The sequence below is a fragment of the Halorubrum sp. T3 genome (assembly GCF_000296615.1).
In the GTDB taxonomy this organism is placed as follows: Archaea; Halobacteriota; Halobacteria; order Halobacteriales; family Haloferacaceae; genus Halorubrum; species Halorubrum ruber.
In genome coordinates, this window is sequence record NZ_ALWQ01000008.1 from 134,071 (window position 1) to 152,021 (window position 17,951).

Below are 17,951 nucleotides of genomic sequence, written 5' to 3' on the forward strand. Positions count from 1 at the left end.
GGTTCTGCCCCGAACGCGGTTCTCGTTCTTACGATCGTCTGACAAACGCTTAAGTGATCCGCGGAACGATCGGTCCGATAATGGGCAACAAGAACAAGACGATCTCGTTCCGCGTCAACGAGGACGCGTTCGAGACCCTCCGCGACATCGCCGAGGAGCGAGACATCTCGCTGTCTGCGGTCTTCCGGGACTACGTGGATACGCTCGTTGCCCACGACGGTCAGGTCCGGGTCATCCCGGAGGCCGAACTGGACAGCATGGGCGAGAGCGGGGAGTCGTTCCCCCCGAAGATCGAGGTCCCGAAGAGCTTCGTCCGCGAGCACGAGCGGTTAGAGCTCGAGGCCGAACACCTCCGCGAGCAGCTCGAAGAGCACAAGCGCTACGTCAACTACCTCCGCGAGCAGCTGGAGGACGGCGACGAGGAAGTGATCCAGCTGGAGGACCTCGACGGCGAGCCCGACGAGCCCTCGTTCCGCCTCGGGTAGCGGTCCGGTCCGCTTCAGACGGCCACAGCCGCCGATCTTCTCGCGCCACTCGCGACCGCCGAGCCGTGACACGTCCAACCGTCGAGCCGCGGCGCCGCGACGTCCGGCTCCCGCGTCGGCCGACCCGCCGCGCGCGAAAACCTTCCTGTTCGTCCGTTACTGACCGACGAAACGCCTATCTTGGCGAAAATATTGCCGAACAAGTCAGAGTTTGTTCAGAAACGTCCGATTCTCTCCGAATCTGATGGACGGTCTCTCAGCGCGAAGCCGCTATTTCTGATTATACTAAATTATTTACGAAAACGATATTACCCGGGCGGTGGACGTATCGGACATGCGAAGGTGGGTTCGACCGTGACCGTGTTCGACAGGGCGTACGACGATACGGTTCGCGTCCTCGACGAGGACGGCGAGGTCGTCGGCGACGTTCCAGACCTCGACGACGACTCGCTCGTCGAGATGTACAGGCACATGCGGCTGGCGCGCCACTTCGACGGCCGCGCGGTGAGCCTCCAGCGGCAGGGCCGGATGGGGACGTACCCCCCGCTCTCCGGGCAGGAGGGTGCCCAGATCGGGTCGGCGTACGCGCTCGACGCGGACGACTGGATGATCCCGTCGTACCGCGAGCACGGCGCCGCTCTCGTCCACGGCCTGCCGCTCAAACAGACGCTGCTCTACTGGATGGGCCACGAGGACGGCAACAACGCGCCGCCGGACGTCAACGTCTTCCCGGTCGCCGTCCCCATCGCGTCGCAGGTGCCCCACGCGACGGGCGCCGCGTGGGCCTCGAAGCTCCGCGGCGAGAACGACGCGTTCGTCTGCTACTTCGGGGACGGCGCGACGAGCGAGGGCGACTTCCACGAGGGGGTCAACTTCGCCGGCGTGTTCGACACGCCCACCGTCTTCTTCTGTAACAACAACCAGTGGGCGATCTCCGTGCCCCGCGAGCGGCAGACGCGGAGCGCGACCTTGGCGCAGAAGGCGGAGGCGTACGGCATCGACGGCGTCCAGGTCGACGGGATGGACCCGCTCGCGGTGTACAGCGTCACGGAAGCGGCCTTGGAGAAGGCGCGCGACCCCGAGACGGACCGGCCGCGGCCGACGCTCATTGAGGCGGTCCAGTACCGCTTCGGCGCGCACACGACCGCCGACGACCCGACCGTCTACCGCGACGACGACGAGGTCGAAAGCTGGAAGCGCAAGGACCCGATCGACCGGCTGGAGTCGTACCTCCGCGGCGAGGGGGTCCTCGACGACGAGCGCGTCGCGGAGATCGAGTCGTCGGTCGAGGCGCAGGTCGCGGACGCGATCGACGCGGCGGAGTCGATGGCGCGCCCCGACCCCCGAGAGCTGTTCGAACACGCCTACGCGGAGCTTCCGCCGGAACTGGAGCGGCAGTACGAGGAGTTCGCCGCGCTGCGCGACGAGCGCGGCGACGCGGCGTTCCTGGAGGATTGAATGACCGAGACACAGAACCTCACGCTGGTACAGGCGATACGAGACGGATTACACACCGAACTGCGCGAGGACGACGACGTCGTCGTGATGGGCCAAGACGTCGGGAAGAACGGCGGCGTCTTCCGCGCCACCGAGGGCCTCTTCGACGAGTTCGGGGGCGACCGGGTGATCGACACCCCGCTCGCCGAGTCGGGCATCGTCGGCACCGCCGTCGGGATGGCCGCGATGGGGATGCGACCGGTCCCGGAGATCCAGTTCTCCGGGTTCATGTACCCCGGCTTCGACCAGATCGTCTCGCACATGGCGCGGTTCCGGACCCGCAGCCGCGGGCGGTTCACGCTCCCGATGACCCTGCGGGCCCCCTACGGCGGCGGGATCCGCGCGCCGGAACACCACTCCGAGTCGAAGGAGGCGTTCTACGCCCACGAGGCGGGGCTGAAGGTGGTCATCCCCTCGACGCCCTACGAGGCGAAGGGGTTACTCGCGGCGTCGATCCGCGACCCCGACCCGGTGATCTTCCTCGAACCGAAGCTGATCTACCGGGCGTTCCGCGAGGAGGTGCCCGAGGAGCCGTACACGGTCCCTATCGGCGAGGCGGCCACGCGCCGCGAGGGCGACGACGTCGCGGTGTTCACCTACGGCGCCATGACCCGCCCCACGCTGGAGGCCGCCGAGACGCTCGGCGAGGAGGGGATCGAGTGCGAGGTCGTCGACCTCCGGACGATATCGCCGCTCGACCGCGAGGCGGTCGTCGAGGCGTTCAAGAAGACCGGCCGTGCGGTCGTCGTCCACGAGGCGCCCAAGACGGGCGGGCTCGCGGGCGAGATCACGGCGATCCTCCAGGAGGAGGCGCTGCTGTATCAGGAGGCGCCGATCGGCCGTGTCACCGGCTTCGACGTGCCGTACCCGCTGTACGCGTTGGAGGACTACTACCTCCCGTCCGCGGCGCGCATCGAGGACGGGATCTTGGAGGCGGTCGAATTTTAAGATGTCCGCCGGAAATACACGCATGACAACGGAGGAGGCCGATCGATGACGATCAAGGAGTTCAAGCTCCCCGACGTCGGTGAGGGCGTCGCGGAGGGCGAGCTGGTCTCGTGGCTGGTCGCGCCCGGCGACCGCGTCGAGGAGGACCAGCCCGTCGCCGAGGTCGAGACCGACAAGGCGCTCGTCGAGGTGCCGTCGAGCTACGACGGCACCGTCGAGGAACTGTTCGTCGAGGAGGGGGAGATGGTCCCCGTCGGCGACGTGATCATCTCGTTCCGCGTCGACGAGGAGGGCGACGAGGCGGCAGCCGGCGCCGACGCGGAGGGCGACGCCGAACCGGCGTCCGACTCGACCGACGAGCCCGAGCCGGAACCGGACGCGGCCGCCGACGAAGGCGACGAGGAGCCCGGCGAACCCGACACGCCCTCCGGGCGCACCTTCGCGCCGCCATCGGCCCGCCGGCTCGCCCGCGAACTCGGCGTCGACGTCGCGGCCGTCGACGGGAGCGGCCCCGGCGGTCGCGTGAGCGAGGCCGACGTGCGGGCGCACGCCGAGAGCGACGCCGGATCCGCCGGTTCGGGCGGCGAAGACGGGCCCGAGCCCCGTCCCACGCCGACACCGACCGACGTCGGATCGGGCGATCGGACGTCCGCGGTCAGCAAGCGCGGCTCCGGCGGCTCCGCAGATGCGGCGTCGACAACGGCCACCAGCGACGCCCCCGAGCTCGCGGGCCGCGAGACGACGCTCGCGACCCCCGCGACGCGGAAGGTCGCGCGCGAGCGCGGCGTGGACATCGACGACGTGCCGACCGACGAGACCCGCGACGGCGAGGCGTTCGTCACGGCCGAGGCCGTGAACGCGTACGCCGACGCGCTGGAGTCGCCGGACGAGTCGACGCCGGAGCCCGCCGATGTCGATGTGGGCGCCGGGACCGACGCGACCGCTGCGACCGGTGTCGCGGACGCGGCCGGCGCCGCGTCGGGCGACGAGACCGTCCCCTACCGCGGCGTCAGGCGCACCATCGGCAAGCAGATGGAGCGGTCGAAGTTCACGGCGCCGCACGTCAGTCACCACGACACCGCCGAGGTCGACTCGCTCGTGGAGGCGCGCGAGGAGCTGAAGCCGACAGCCGAGGCGAAGGGCGTGAAGCTCACCTACATGCCGTTCGTGATGAAGGCCATCGTCGCCGGGCTGAAGGAGTACCCGTACCTCAACAGCGAGCTCCGCGAGGACGACGAGGAGATCGTCTTGAAAGGCGAGTACAACCTCGGGATCGCCGTCGCGACCGACGCGGGCCTGATGGTCCCCGTCGTCGACGACGTCGACGAGAAGGGGCTCTTCGAGCTGGCCGACGAGGTGAACGACCTCGCGAGCCGCGCCCGTGAGCGGAAACTGAAGCCCGCCGAGATGAAGGGCGGCACCTTCTCGATCACCAACTTCGGCGCCATCGGCGGCGAGTACGCCACGCCGATCATCAACTACCCCGAGACCGCGATCTTAGGCCTCGGCGCCATCGAGGAGCGACCCGTCGTGCGCGAGGGTGCCGACGGGGCGAGCGAGGTCGTCCCGGCGCCGACGCTGCCGCTCTCCCTCTCGATCGACCACCGGGTCGTCGACGGCGCGGTCGCGGCCGAGTTCGCGAACACCGTCATGGAACACTTAGAAAACCCCCTGCTGCTACTCAACGAATAATGGTCGTCGGAGACGTCACCACGGGAACGGAGGTACTGGTCATCGGCGCGGGGCCGGGCGGCTACGTCGCCGCCATCCGCGCCGCACAGGAGGGGCTCGACACCACGCTGGTCGAGAAGGACGCCTACGGCGGCGCCTGTCTCAACCGCGGGTGCATCCCCTCGAAGGCGCTGATCACGGGCAGCGGGCTCGCCCACGAGGCCGGCAACGCGGAGTTCATGGGCGTCCACGCGGACCCAGCCGTCGACATGGGGAAGATGGTCGAGTGGAAGGACGGCGTCGTCGACCAACTGACGGGCGGCGTCGAGAAGCTCTGTAAGGCGAACGGCGTGAACCTGATCGAGGGGACCGCCTCGTTCGTCGGCGAGGACACCGTTCGCGTCGCGCACGGCGGCGACGGGCAGGGCTCCGAGACGCTCTCGTTCGAACACGCGATCGTCGCGACCGGCTCGCGGCCGGTCCAGATCCCCGGCTTCGAGTTCGCCGAGGACCACGTCTGGAGCTCCGCCGACGCGCTCGACGCCGACACGGTCCCGGACCGCCTCGGGATCGTCGGCGGGGGTTACATCGGGATGGAGCTGGCGACGACGTACGCGAAGCTCGGCGCCGACGTGACGGTCGTCGAGATGCTCGACGACATCCTCGACCCCTACGAGGACGACGTGAAGCGGATCGTCCGCACGCGCGCCGAGGAGCTGGGCGTCGAGTTCCACTTCGGCGAGGGCGCGAGCGAGTGGTCGGAGGCGCCCGACGGCGGCTACCTGCTCCACACGGAGACGGAGGAGGGCGAGGAGTCGACGTACGGCGTCGACAAGATCCTCGTCGCGGTCGGCCGCCAGCCGGTCACGGACGGGCTCGACCTGAATGAGGCCGGGATCGAGACCGACGAGCGCGGGTTCATCGACACCGACGACCGCACCCGGACCGCGGTCGAGCACATCCACGCCGTCGGCGATGTCGCGGGCGACCCGATGCTCGCGCACGCGGCCTCGAAGGAGGGGATCGTCGCCGCCGAGGTGATCGCGGGCGAACCCGCCGCGATGGATCAGCAGGCGATCCCGGCGGCCGTCTTCACCGACCCCGAGATCGGCACGGTCGGGATGACCGAAAGCGAGGCCGCGGACGCCGGCTTCGACCCCGCGGTCGGCGAGATGCCCTTCAACGCCTCCGGGCGGGCGATGACGACCGGCCACACCGAGGGGTTCGTCCGGATCGTCGCCGACGAGGAGAGCGGGTTCGTCCTCGGCGGGCAGATCGTCGGCCCGGAGGCGTCGGAGCTGATCGCGGAGGTCGCACTCGCGATCGAAATGGGGGCGACGCTGGAGGACGTGGCCGCCACCGTCCACACCCACCCGACGCTCGCGGAGGCCGTGATGGAGGCCGCCGAGAACGCGCGCGGGCAGGCGATCCACACGCTGAACCGCTGACCGCGTTCGACACCGCTGACCGCGCTCGAACCCTCCGTGTTTCCGTGCGGCCGCGGTCCTCGCCCGCTGAGGTCCCGCGACGAAGCGAACCAATGCGCCGCTGGATCCTCGGGTGTGGCTCTCACACATGACAGTCGAAGTGTCGAAACGGCTACGTATCGGGGCCGGTAGTAGACACTTACCGCGCGGTAAACCCATTGGAGCGCCGCTGCGGCCCTTGTCAGCGACTTCGAAGATTTACGAAAAGAACTTCATTATTTCGATAGAAACTCTCTGTTATAACGATGATTCCCTCTCCGACTTAGACAATATTATCAGCGAAGAGGGCCGATCATTTCTTGATGGCTAGTAACACCCAAGAGTGGTGGCCGGATCAGTTGGATCTGGAGCTGCTCGATCAGAACTCCGCGAACATCGGTCCCTACGACGAGAGGTTCGATTACGCTGAGGCGTTCGAGGAGCTCGACCTCGAAGCGGTCAAATCCGACCTCGAAGACGTGATGACCGACTCGAAGGAGTGGTGGCCCGCCGACTACGGACACTACGGCCCGCTGTTCATCCGGATGGCGTGGCACAGCGCCGGCACGTACCGCTCGCTCGACGGGCGCGGCGGCGCCGCCGGCGGACACCAGCGCCTCCCGCCGATCAGCAGCTGGCCGGACAACGTGAACCTCGACAAGGCCCGGCGGCTGCTGGAGCCGGTCAAGACGAAGTACGGCGAGAAGCTCTCGTGGGCGGACCTCATCGTGCTCGCCGGCAACGTCGCGCTGGAGTCGATGGGCTTCGAGACGTTCGGCTTCGCGGGCGGCCGCGAGGACGACTTCCGGGGCGACGACGCCGTCGACTGGGGCCCCGAAAGCGAGTGGGAGATGACCTCCGAGGAGCGCTTCGACGAGGAGGGCGACCTGAAGGCGCCGCTCGGCAACACCGTGATGGGCCTCATCTACGTCAACCCCGAGGGGCCGAACGGCGAGCCGGATCTCGAGGGCTCGGCGAAGAACATCCGGCAGTCGTTCAGCCGGATGGCGATGAACGACAAGGAGACTGTCGCGCTCATCGCCGGGGGCCACACCTTCGGCAAGGTCCACGGCGCCGACGACGGCGACAACCTCGGTCCCGAGCCCGAGGACGCCCCCATCGACCTCCAGGGTCTCGGCTGGGACAACGAGTTCGGCGAGGGGATGGGCCCCGACACCATCACTAGCGGCATCGAGGGGCCGTGGAACGCCACCCCGACCGTCTGGGACATGAGCTACGTCAACAACCTGCTCACCTACGAGTGGGAGCCGGAGAAGGGCCCCGGCGGCGCGTGGCAGTGGACCACGAAGAACGACGAGCTCGACGACGCCGCGCCCGGCGTCGCGGACGCCTCCGACAAGGAGGACGTGATGATGCTCACGACGGACGTGGCCCTGAAACACGACGACGACTTCCGGGCCGTCTTAGAGGAGTTCCGCGACGACCCCGACGAGTTCCAGGAGACGTTTGCGAAGGCGTGGTACAAGCTCATCCACCGCGACATGGGCCCGCCGGAGCGCTTCCTCGGCCCCGAGGTCCCGGAAGAGACGATGATCTGGCAGGACCCGCTGCCGGAGGTCGACTACGAGACGATCGGCGACGCTGAGGTCGCCGAGCTCAAGGAGGCGCTCCTCGACTCCGGCCTCTCGACCGGTGAGCTCGTCAAGACCGCGTGGGCTGCGGCGTCCACCTACCGCGACAGCGACAAGCGCGGCGGCGCCAACGGCGCCCGCATCCGCCTCGAACCCCAGCGCAGCTGGGAGGCCAACGAGCCCGAGCGGCTGGCCGACGTCCTCTCGACGCTCGAAGACGTCCAGGCCGAGTTCAACGAGTCGCGGTCCGACGACGTCCGCGTCTCGCTCGCCGACCTCATCGTGCTGGGCGGGACCGCGGCCGTCGAACAGGCCGCGGCCGACGCCGGGTACGACGTCGAGGTGCCGTTCGCGCCCGGCCGCGTCGACGCCGCCGCGGACCAGACCGACGTCGACTCCTTCGAGGCGCTCAAGCCCGAGGCGGACGGCTTCCGTAACTACCTCGGCGACGCCGACGAGGACGTCGAGGACCTGATGGTCGACAAGGCCGACCTGCTGAACTTAACCGCCAGCGAGATGACCGTGCTGGCTGGCGGGCTTCGCGCGCTGGGCGCGACCTACGCCGACCGCACGGCGTTCACCGACGATCCCGGGACGCTCACCAACGACTTCTTCGTCAACCTGCTCGACATGGAGTACGAGTGGGATGAGGTCACCGACGCCGAGGACCTCTACGAGGTCCGCGACCGCGACACCGGCGAGGTCGCGTGGGAGGCGACGCGTGCCGACCTCATCTTCGGGTCGAACGCGCGGCTCCGCACCATCGCCGACGTGTACGCCAGCGACGAGGAGAAGTTCGTCGAGGACTTCGTCGCGACGTGGAGCGAGGTCATGAAGCTCGACCGCTTCGATCTCGACTGACGGTCGTCGTCGCGGCCGGTTTTCTTTTTGAATCGTTCCAGACCGAGTCCGTAGCGTGCCGGTCGGTTCGCCGCCCGTCTGTCGCTGGTCGCTCCCCGCCGTCCTGAATTCCCCGTCAGCGCTGCCCAACGTCCGTCCTGTAGCACGACGTCGAGGGGCCGGCCATCGCCGCAGCGACAGATTCTATATCGCGATATAAGATTCATCACGCCAGTTCCGCTCGGATTCCACAGCTTACCGCACGTTCGTTCTTCCCGTCCGATCCGGCGTTTCGGCGACGATCGACCGGCTTTTTTCCCGCCGGACCCTCGATCGCGACATGGCCGACGAGTTCGACCCGGAGAAGTTCGAGGACAAGTACGCCCACTACTTCAACGAGCTCCAGCGGGCGTACAAGAACGCGTTCGAGCAGATGAACGACCGGTACGACTCGGAGCTGATCCACGGGATCGACCAGACCGTGCTCAACGAGTCGGAGCCCTTCTACGAGGACGGCGAGTTCCGCGTCGAGCTGCCGGAGAACCCGCGCGAGCGCATCCGCGGCGCCGTCGCGGTCGACGACGAGACGTTCGAGGAGACGCTCGACGAGTACGTCGAGCGGATCGAGTCCGAGCTGTACCGGACCCTCGGCGTCGATCGCTCGGAGTAACGGGACGCGACGGGGCTGCGTCGCGGCCCGTATCCGCCCGAACCAAAGGCATAAGCCCGCCGCCCGCCAACTCGCGGGCATGAGCACGGACACCGACGCGGCTGACGCGGAAAACGAACTCCGCGAGCGGATCACGAACTTCCTGCGGCGCAACTTCCCGCAGATCCAGATGCACGGCGGGAGCGCCGCCATCGCCCACCTCGACCGCGAGAAGGGCGAGGTGACGGTCCAGCTCGGCGGCGCCTGCTCCGGCTGCGGCATCTCCCCGATGACGATCCAGGCGATCAAGTCCCGGATGGTCAAGGAGATCCCCGAGATCGAGACGGTCCACGCGGACACCGGCGCGTCCGCCGGCGCGGACGGCGACCTCGGCGGCACCAGCAGCGGCGGCGGCATGTCCCCCTCCTTCCCCGGCGAGACGACCGACGACGACGGCGGCGACGACGAAGGCCCCCAGGCCCCGTTCTGAGTCGCTTCGACCCCCGAGGCTTTCCTCTCTCTCTTTCCGCTTCGCCAGTCGCGTTGCCGTTCGGCGATGATCGCTCGTTTTCGGCGATCAGACGCGTTGTAACGACGCTCCAGTCGTTTCTCCTGTCTCTCTCGGCGAGCAGGGTTAAATTCTATGTCGCTATATTGAATTCACTCCGCCGGTCCTGCTCGGTCCGACTGAAGCCTTTTTCTCCCCGGCAGCCGTGGGGAGTTGCTATGTACCATCGCGAGGTCGAACCCACGGCGGAGTACGTCGCGCGGTTCGAGACGGGCGCCGACTGGCGCGAGGAGATCGAGAGCCTCGCCCGCGAGGAGGACGTCGAGGCCGGCTGGTTCACGGCGCTCGGCGCGGTCCAGGACGCGGATGTCTGGTTCTACGACCAGGAGGAGACCGAGTACCGCTCGGTGACGTTCGACGAGCCGCTGGAGGTGGCCGCCTGCGTGGGCAACGTCTCGCTGTTGGAGGGGGACGTGTTCGCGCACACCCACGTCGTGCTCTCGCGGCCGAGCGGGCAGGCCCTCGCGGGCCACCTCGACTCGGCGACCGTCTGGGCCGGCGAGTGCCACCTGCGCGCGTTCGCCGAGCCGCTGGAGCGCTCGCACGACGAGGCCACCGACCTCGACCTGTGGCTGTGACCCGACTAACGCGCCGCGCGATTCCCTCGACTGAGGCCCGATGAGACCGGACGACGAGCGCTACTTCGCGCGGATCGAGGAGCGACTCGACGAGGCGTGGGACGTCGCGGAGACGGCCAAAGAGCAGGGCCGGGACCCGGAGCCCGAGATCGAGATCCCGGTCGCCCGCGACATGGCGGACCGCGTCGAGAACATCCTCGGCATCGACGGCGTCGCGGAGCGCGTCCGCGACTTAGAGGGCGAGATGTCCCGCGAGGAGGCGGCCCTGGAGCTGGTTACCGACTTCGTCGACGGGAGCGTCGGCGACTACGACTCCCGCGAGGGGAAGATCGAGGGGGCCGTCCGGACCGCCGTCGCGCTGCTCACCGAGGGCGTCGTGGCCGCCCCGATCGAGGGGATCGACCGGGTCGAGCTGTTAGAGAACGACGACGGCACCGAGTTCGTCAACGTCTACTACGCCGGCCCGATCCGCTCGGCGGGCGGGACCGCGCAGGCGCTGTCGGTGCTCGTCGCTGACTACGCCCGGTCGCTGCTGGGCATCGACGAGTACAAGCCGCGCGACGTCGAGGTCGAGCGCTACGCCGAGGAGATCGCCTTATACGACAAGGACACCGGGCTCCAGTACACGCCGAAGGACAAGGAGTCGAAGTTCATCGCGAAGCACATCCCCGTCATGCTCGACGGGGAGGCGACGAGCGACGAGGAGGTGTCGGGGTTCCGCGACCTCGAACGCGTCGACACCAACTCCGCGCGCGGCGGGATGTGTCTCGTCGCCGCCGAGGGGATCGCGCTGAAGGCCCCGAAGATCCAGCGGTACACCCGCGACCTCGAGGAGGTCGATTGGCCGTGGCTCCAGGACTTGATCGACGGGACGATCGGCAAGGACGGGGCAGGCGACGGCGACGCCGCCGAATCGACGGCCGGAGACGGCGACGCGAAAGACGGAGACGACGCGGCGGCCGACGGCGAACCGGGCGACGCGGAGGCCAAGTCCGACAACGAGGCCGAAGCCGACGGCCCGCCCCGCGCCGACCCCTCCCAGAAGTTCCTCCGTGACCTCATCGCGGGCCGGCCCGTCTTCACGCACCCGAGCGAGGCCGGCGGGTTCCGACTCCGCTACGGTCGCGCGCGCAACCACGGGTTCGCGACCGGCGGCGTCCACCCCGCGACGATGCACATCGTCGACGACTTCCTCGCGGCCGGGACGCAGATAAAGACGGAGCGACCCGGAAAGGCCCACGGCGTCGTCCCCGTCGACTCCATCGAGGGGCCGACGGTCCGGCTGGCGAACGGCGAGGTCCGGCGTATCGACGACCCCGAGGAGGCCAAGGAGGTTCGCAACGGGATCGAGAAGGTGCTCGACCTGGGCGAGTACCTCGTCAACTACGGGGAGTTCGTCGAGAACAACCACCCGCTCGCGCCCGCGTCGTACGCCCCCGAGTGGTGGGTCCAGGAGTTCGAGGTGGCCGGCGCCGACGTTCAGGCCATGGGCGACGACCCGCACGTCGACCTCGAACACCCCGACGTCGACGAGGCGCTCGCGTGGGCGGAGGAGTACGACTGTCCGCTCCACCCCGAGTACACGTACCTCTGGCACGACGTGTCGGTGGAGGCGTTCGAGGCACTGGCCGACGCGGTCGCCGCGGGCGAGATCGTCGAGGGCGTCCTCGCGATCGAGCGCACCGAGCCGGTCCGGGACGCGCTGGAGTCGCTGCTGGTCGAACACGCGGCGACCCCGGACGCGCTCCGGATCCCGACGTGGCGCCCGCTCGCGCGGTCGCTCGGGATCGACGACGGGCTCCGGAAGGAGTGGGACGCGGACGACCTCTCGGCCGCCGCCCGCGAGTACGCCGACGGCGAGAACGCGATCCGCGCGGTCAACGAGGTCGCGCCGTTCGAGGTACGCGAACGCGCGCCGACCCGGATCGGCAACCGGATGGGGCGGCCGGAGAAGTCGGAGAGCCGCGACCTCTCGCCTGCGGTCCACACCCTCTTCCCGATCAACGAGGCCGGCGGCCCGCAGCGCGACGTGGCCGAGGCCGCGAACGTCATGGACGACACCGGTCACCGGGGACGGCACGAACTCCAGGTCTCCGACCGAGTCTGTCCGGAGTGCGGCGAACACACCTACGCCGCGCTCTGTCCCGACTGCGAGACGCACACGGAGCCGCACTACGAGTGTAACGACTGCGGAACCGTCTGCGAGCCCGACGAGGCCGGCCGCGTCGAGTGCCCGAACTGCGAGTGGGAGGTGACGGCCGCGACGTACCAGGAGGTCGACGTCAACGACGCGTACCGTTCGGCGCTGGAGAACGTCGGCGAACGGGAGTCCGCCTTCGAGATCCTCAAGGGGGTCCAGGGGCTCACCTCGCGGAACAAGACGCCCGAACCGATCGAGAAGGGCGTCCTCCGCGCGAAGAACGGCGTCACCTCGTTCAAGGACGGCACAGTCCGGTACGACATGACCGACCTCCCGGTCACCGCGGTCAAGCCCGCGGAGCTCGACGTCACCGCCGATCACTTCCGCGAGTTGGGCTACGAGACGGACGTCGACGGCGAGCCGCTCCGTCACGACGACCAGGTGGTCGAGCTCCGCGTCCAGGACATCGTCCTCTCGGACGGCGCGGCCGAGCACATGCTCAAGACCGCCGACTTCGTCGACGACCTGCTCGAACAGTTCTACGGGCTCGACCGCTTCTACGAGGTGAACGAGCGCGACGACCTCGTCGGCGAGCTCGTCTTCGGGATGGCGCCCCACACGAGCGCCGCGACTGTCGGGAGAGTGGTCGGATTCACGTCGGCCGCCGTGGGATACGCTCATCCGTACTTTCACGCCGCGAAACGACGGAATTGCTTCCACCCGGAGACGGAGATCGAGTATCGAGACAACGCGGGTCGACACCGCGAAACAATCGAGACGTTCGTCGAGGATCGGCTGGACGATCCGCGGACCGACGACTTCGGAACGCTCGTTGAGGAACTCGACGGTGCGATCGAGGTGCCTTCGATCGACGAACGCGGAAACGAGGTGACACAGTCGGTAACTGCCGTCTCAAAACATCCGAGTCAGGATCACCTCGTCCGGATCGAAACGCGTCGCGGGCGCTCGATTCGCGTGACGCCCGACCACACGATGCTGCGAGTCGTGGATGCGGAAGTCCAAAAAGTGGCCGCGAACGAACTGGAGGTTGGTGATTCCGTTCCGTCGAGTCCTTCACAGCAGAACGTATCGATGAACGCCGCCACCGGCACGGCGACGGACGGCGGAATCGAGACTGACGAGGTTACGTCGATCTCGTTCCTCGAAAGCGATGTCGAATACACGTACAATCTCACCGTCGCCGAGACGCACACGCTCGCGGCGAATGACTTGTCAGTTGCTCAATGTGACGGTGACGAGGATTGCGTGATGCTTCTCATGGACGGACTTCTCAACTTCTCGAAAGAATTTCTGCCCGACCAGCGCGGCGGGCGGATGGACGCGCCGCTGGTAATGTCCTCCCGGATCGACCCCTCGGAGATCGACGACGAGGCGCACAACGTCGACATCGTGCGGGAGTACCCGCTGGAGCTGTACGAGGCCTCGCGGGAGCTGGCCGACCCGGAGGAAGTCGAGGAGCTGATCCAGATCGGCGAGGACACGCTCGGGACCGACGACGAGTACCACGGGTTCGACCACACTCACGACACGACGGACATCGCGATGGGGCCGGACCTGTCGGCGTACAAGACGCTCGGCGACATGATGGAGAAGATGGACGCGCAGTTAGAGCTGGCCCGGAAGCTGCGCGCGGTCGACGAGACCGACGTGGCCGAGCGGGTGATCGAGTACCACTTCCTCCCGGACATCATCGGGAACCTCCGAGCGTTCTCGCGGCAGGAGACGCGCTGTCTCGACTGCGGCGAGAAGTACCGCCGGATGCCGCTGACGGGGGAGTGCCGCGAGTGCGGCGGCCGCGTGAACCTCACGGTCCACGAGGGGTCGGTGAGCAAGTACGTCGACACCGCCATCGAGGTCGCGGAGCGGTTCGGCTGCCGGCCCTACACCAAACAGCGGCTGAAGGTGTTAGACCAGTCGCTGGAGTCGATCTTCGAGGACGACACGAACAAGCAGTCGGGCATCGCGGACTTTATGTAGGTGATCGGCGCGGAGGCGCGCCTTTCGAAATTTGTGAGTGGTTGTCGATCACGTCTGTCTTTTATAAAGAGTTGATCTCGATCTGTCGGTGACGACCTCCAAAGCCCCAGCCGGGAGGACTCGGTGCGGTCGCTGCGGTCCTCAGTCGCTCGTTTCACTCACTCCTTGCGGTCCTTGCGTCCCGCGCCTTCGTCCTCCCGGCTGCCCCTTTGAGTCCCACCCCGCACGGCACCGCAGCCTCACGCCTCCCCAGCCTCGTCGGCGCGGCGCTTGTAAGCGCCGCGCCGACTCCCTCGCGGGCTCCTCGCGGGCCGATGGCCCGCTCGGAGGCGCGCCACCGCTACTACCGCCCAATTCTGTTTATAAGTAGATCGTCGCTACTGCCTCGCCTCAGTCGTCTGCGCGTGCGTTCTCGACGACTTGCACGAACTCCCGGGCGGTCTCGGTGATGACCTCGTAGTCGCCGCGCTCGGCGGCGTCGTAGTCGACGAGCGCGCCGCCGGCGCCGACCGCGAACGCGCCGGCGTCAATGTAGTCGGCCGCGTTGTCGGGGCCCACGCCGCCGGTCGGCATCATCGGGATCTGGCCCAGCGGGCCCTTCATCGCGCCGAGGTGGGCCGGGCCGACCGTCTTCGCCGGGAACACCTTCACGAAGTCGGCGCCGGCCTCGTAGCCGCGGACCGCCTCGGTCGGCGTCATCACACCCGGCGCCGAGACCGCGCCGTAGCGGTTGCACGTCTCGATCACGTCCTCGTGGAGGCTCGGGGAGACGACGAACTCCGCGCCCGCCATCAGCGTGGTCCGGGCCGTCTCGCTGTCGAGGACCGTCCCCGTGCCGACGACGACCTCGTCGTCGAACGAGGCCGTGACCTCCTCGATGAGGTCCGCGACACCGGGTGTGTCGGCGGTGATCTCGACGGCGGTGACCCCGCCCTCGCGCAGCGCCTCGGCGATCTCGATGAGCTGGTCGGCCGGCACCCCGCGCAACACCGCGACGACGCCGCTGTCGTCGAGCCGTGAAAGCGTCTCGTCCATACTCCCAGTTACCCGAGTCGGTCCTTAAAACCGCGCCGATGACCGCAGTCGGTGTGGACGAGCGGAGGCGGTTCGACGGCAACTGGGGTACGGGCGACCGCGCACTGCCGGCGACCCGACCGAGCCCCCGCTTCGCCGCCTGCCCCGTGACACCGGTCGACACGAAATCGGCGGCGATCGGGGGTACTCGCCCGCGAAACGGCCGCGACGAAACACTACCCTTTTGACCCTCCTTTCGGTAACACTCGGTATAATGGGCCGACGCAAGAAGATCGTTCAGGAATGTGAGCGGCTGATGGACGCCCCGGAGAACATCCGGAACATCGCCATCGCCGCCCACGTCGACCACGGGAAGACGACGCTCTCCGACAACCTGCTGGCGGGCGCCGGCATGATCTCCGAGGACACCGCGGGCGAGCAGCTCGCGATGGACACGAAGGAGGACGAGCAGGAGCGCGGGATCACCATCGACGCGGCGAACGTCTCGATGACCCACGAGTACGAGGACACCAACCACCTCGTCAACCTCATCGACACCCCGGGTCACGTTGACTTCGGGGGCGACGTCACCCGCGCGATGCGCGCGGTCGACGGCGCCTTAGTGGTCGTCGACGCCGTCGAGGGCGCGATGCCCCAGACGGAGACGGTGCTCCGGCAGGCGCTCCGCGAGGGCGTGAAGCCGACGCTGTTCATCAACAAGGTCGACCGCCTCATCTCGGAGCTCCAGGAGGGGCCGCAGGAGATGCAGGAACGGCTGATGTCCGTCATCGCCGACGTCAACGAGCTCATCCGCGGGATGGCCGAGAACATGGACGACATCCCCGAGGACTGGACCGTCTCCGTCGAGGACGGCACGGTCGGGTTCGGCTCCGCGCTGTACAAGTGGGGCGTCTCGATGCCCTCGATGCAGCGGACCGGCATGGACTTCGGCGACATCATGGAGCTCGAACAGAACGACAAGCGGCAGGAGCTCCACGAGCGCACGCCCCTGTCGGACGTCGTGCTCGACATGGTCTGCGAGCACTTCCCGAACCCGGTGGACGCCCAGCCCCGCCGCGTCCCGCGCATCTGGCGCGGCGACCCCGAGTCCGACCTGGCCGACACGATGCGGCTGGTCGACGAGGACGGCGAGGTCGTCTTCATGGTCACCGACATCTCGATGGACCCGCACGCGGGCGAGATCGCGACGGGCCGCGTCTTCTCCGGCACGCTGGAGAAGGGCCAGGAGCTGTACGTCTCCGGCACCGCCGGCAAGAACCGCATCCAGAGCGTCGGCCTGTTCATGGGATCGGAGCGCGAAGAGGTGGACCGCGTCCCGGCAGGGAACATCGCCTCGGTCACCGGGCTGCGTGACGCCATCGCCGGCTCGACGGTCTCCTCCGTGGAGATGACACCGTTCGAGTCGATCGAGCACATCTCCGAGCCGGTCATCACGAAGTCCGTCGAGGCGCAGAACATGGACGACCTGCCGAAGCTCATCGAGACGCTCCAGCAGGTCGCCAAGGAGGACCCGACGATCCAGATCGAGATCAACGAGGACACCGGCGAGCACCTCATCAGCGGGCAGGGTGAGCTCCACCTCGAAGTGATCACCCAGCGGATCCGCGACAACCAGGGCATCCCGGTCATCACCGGGGAGCCGATCGTCGTGTTCCGCGAGCAGCCTCAGGAGTCGTCCCGCGAGGTCGAGGGGCAGTCGCCGAACCGGCACAACAAGTTCTACATCACCGTCGAGCCGATGGACCAGGAGATCGTCGACGCCATCCAGCTCGGCGAGGTCTCGATGGACATGCCCGAACTGGAGCGCCGGGAGGCGCTGCAGGAGGCCGGCATGGACAAGGACACCTCCCAGAACGTCGAGGACATCCACCGGACCAACATCCTCATCGACGACACGAAGGGGATCCAGCACCTCAACGAGACGATGGAGCTCGTCTTGGAGGGGCTTCAGGAGGCGCTCGACGACGGCCCGCTGGCCGCCGAGCCGGTTCAGGGGTCGCTGTTCCGCCTGCACGACGCGAAGCTCCACGAGGACACCATCCACCGCGGCCCCGCGCAGGTCATCCCGGCGGTCCGCGACGCGGTCCACCGCGCGCTGATCGACGGCGAGGTCCGCCTGCTGGAGCCGATCCAGGACGTCCGCATCGACGTGCCCAGCGAACACATGGGCGCCGCGTCCGGCGAGATCCAGGGCCGCCGCGGCCGCGTCGACGACATGTACCAGGAGGGCGACCTAATGGTCGTCGAGGGCATCGCGCCCGTCGAGGAGATGATCGGGTTCTCCTCCGACATCCGCTCGGCCACCGAGGGCCGCGCCTCGTGGAACACCGAGAACGCGGGCTTCCGCGTGCTCGTCGACAACCTCCAGCGCGAGAAGATCATGGAGATCCGCGAGCGCAAGGGGATGAAGCTCGAACTGCCGCAGTCGATCGACTACTTCTGAGTCGACGGCGCGGTTCGCGGTAGCCGGTCCCCGTTTTTCCT

General features: G+C 68.0%; 12 protein-coding genes. 11 read left to right on the plus strand and 1 reads right to left on the minus strand.

Annotated elements, in window-relative coordinates; translation table 11 throughout:
* Window positions 1–80: 80 nt before the first annotated feature.
* The 10 genes from B378_RS0100655 (at window position 81) to B378_RS0100700 (ending at window position 14,432) form a co-directional block, all read left to right on the plus strand.
* Window positions 81–485 (plus strand): CopG family transcriptional regulator, encoded by a 405-nt coding sequence (locus tag B378_RS0100655; RefSeq protein ID WP_017341905.1) that lies wholly within the window; start codon window positions 81–83, stop codon window positions 483–485.
* A 354-nt stretch (window positions 486–839) separates the two neighbouring features.
* Window positions 840–1,943 carry a pyruvate dehydrogenase (acetyl-transferring) E1 component subunit alpha gene (pdhA, locus tag B378_RS0100660; RefSeq protein ID WP_026046105.1) on the plus strand — a complete coding sequence of 368 codons (1,104 nt, stop codon included), beginning with the start codon at window positions 840–842 and terminating at the stop codon, window positions 1,941–1,943.
* Window positions 1,944–2,930 carry an alpha-ketoacid dehydrogenase subunit beta gene (locus tag B378_RS0100665; RefSeq protein ID WP_017341907.1) on the plus strand — a complete coding sequence of 329 codons (987 nt, stop codon included), beginning with the start codon at window positions 1,944–1,946 and terminating at the stop codon, window positions 2,928–2,930.
* Between the two features lie 45 nt (window positions 2,931–2,975).
* The gene (locus B378_RS0100670; protein WP_017341908.1) at window positions 2,976–4,622 is read left to right on the plus strand and encodes a 2-oxo acid dehydrogenase subunit E2; all 1,647 of its coding nucleotides are present in this window, start codon (window positions 2,976–2,978) and stop codon (window positions 4,620–4,622) included.
* The gene (gene lpdA / locus B378_RS0100675) at window positions 4,622–6,049 is read left to right on the plus strand and encodes a dihydrolipoyl dehydrogenase (RefSeq protein ID WP_017341909.1); all 1,428 of its coding nucleotides are present in this window, start codon (window positions 4,622–4,624) and stop codon (window positions 6,047–6,049) included. The genes B378_RS0100670 and lpdA overlap by 1 nt, the downstream gene beginning before the upstream one ends.
* Window positions 6,050–6,390: 341 nt before the next feature.
* A complete protein-coding gene (gene katG, locus B378_RS0100680) occupies window positions 6,391–8,520 on the plus strand; it encodes a catalase/peroxidase HPI (RefSeq protein ID WP_017341910.1) in 2,130 nt (709 codons plus the stop codon).
* 319 nt (window positions 8,521–8,839) lie between these two features.
* On the plus strand, window positions 8,840–9,169 hold the full coding sequence (locus tag B378_RS0100685) for a DUF5783 family protein (RefSeq protein WP_017341911.1): 330 nt from the start codon (window positions 8,840–8,842) through the stop codon (window positions 9,167–9,169).
* Window positions 9,170–9,248: 79 nt separating this feature from the next.
* The gene (locus tag B378_RS0100690; RefSeq protein WP_004598656.1) at window positions 9,249–9,638 is read left to right on the plus strand and encodes a NifU family protein; all 390 of its coding nucleotides are present in this window, start codon (window positions 9,249–9,251) and stop codon (window positions 9,636–9,638) included.
* A gap of 236 nt (window positions 9,639–9,874) precedes the next feature.
* Window positions 9,875–10,294 (plus strand): PPC domain-containing DNA-binding protein, encoded by a 420-nt coding sequence (locus tag B378_RS0100695; protein ID WP_017341912.1) that lies wholly within the window; start codon window positions 9,875–9,877, stop codon window positions 10,292–10,294.
* A 40-nt stretch (window positions 10,295–10,334) separates the two neighbouring features.
* Window positions 10,335–14,432 carry a DNA-directed DNA polymerase II large subunit gene (locus B378_RS0100700; RefSeq protein WP_017341913.1) on the plus strand — a complete coding sequence of 1,366 codons (4,098 nt, stop codon included), beginning with the start codon at window positions 10,335–10,337 and terminating at the stop codon, window positions 14,430–14,432.
* A gap of 390 nt (window positions 14,433–14,822) precedes the next feature.
* Here B378_RS0100700 and B378_RS0100705 read toward each other — a convergent pair whose 3' ends face one another.
* The gene (locus tag B378_RS0100705; RefSeq protein ID WP_017341914.1) at window positions 14,823–15,467 is read right to left on the minus strand and encodes a bifunctional 4-hydroxy-2-oxoglutarate aldolase/2-dehydro-3-deoxy-phosphogluconate aldolase; all 645 of its coding nucleotides are present in this window, start codon (window positions 15,465–15,467) and stop codon (window positions 14,823–14,825) included.
* Window positions 15,468–15,720: 253 nt separating this feature from the next.
* Between B378_RS0100705 and B378_RS0100710 the strand changes: the two genes are divergently transcribed.
* Window positions 15,721–17,910, plus strand: a complete 2,190-nt coding sequence (locus B378_RS0100710; RefSeq protein ID WP_017341915.1) for an elongation factor EF-2 — start codon at window positions 15,721–15,723, stop codon at window positions 17,908–17,910.
* Window positions 17,911–17,951: the final 41 nt, after the last annotated feature.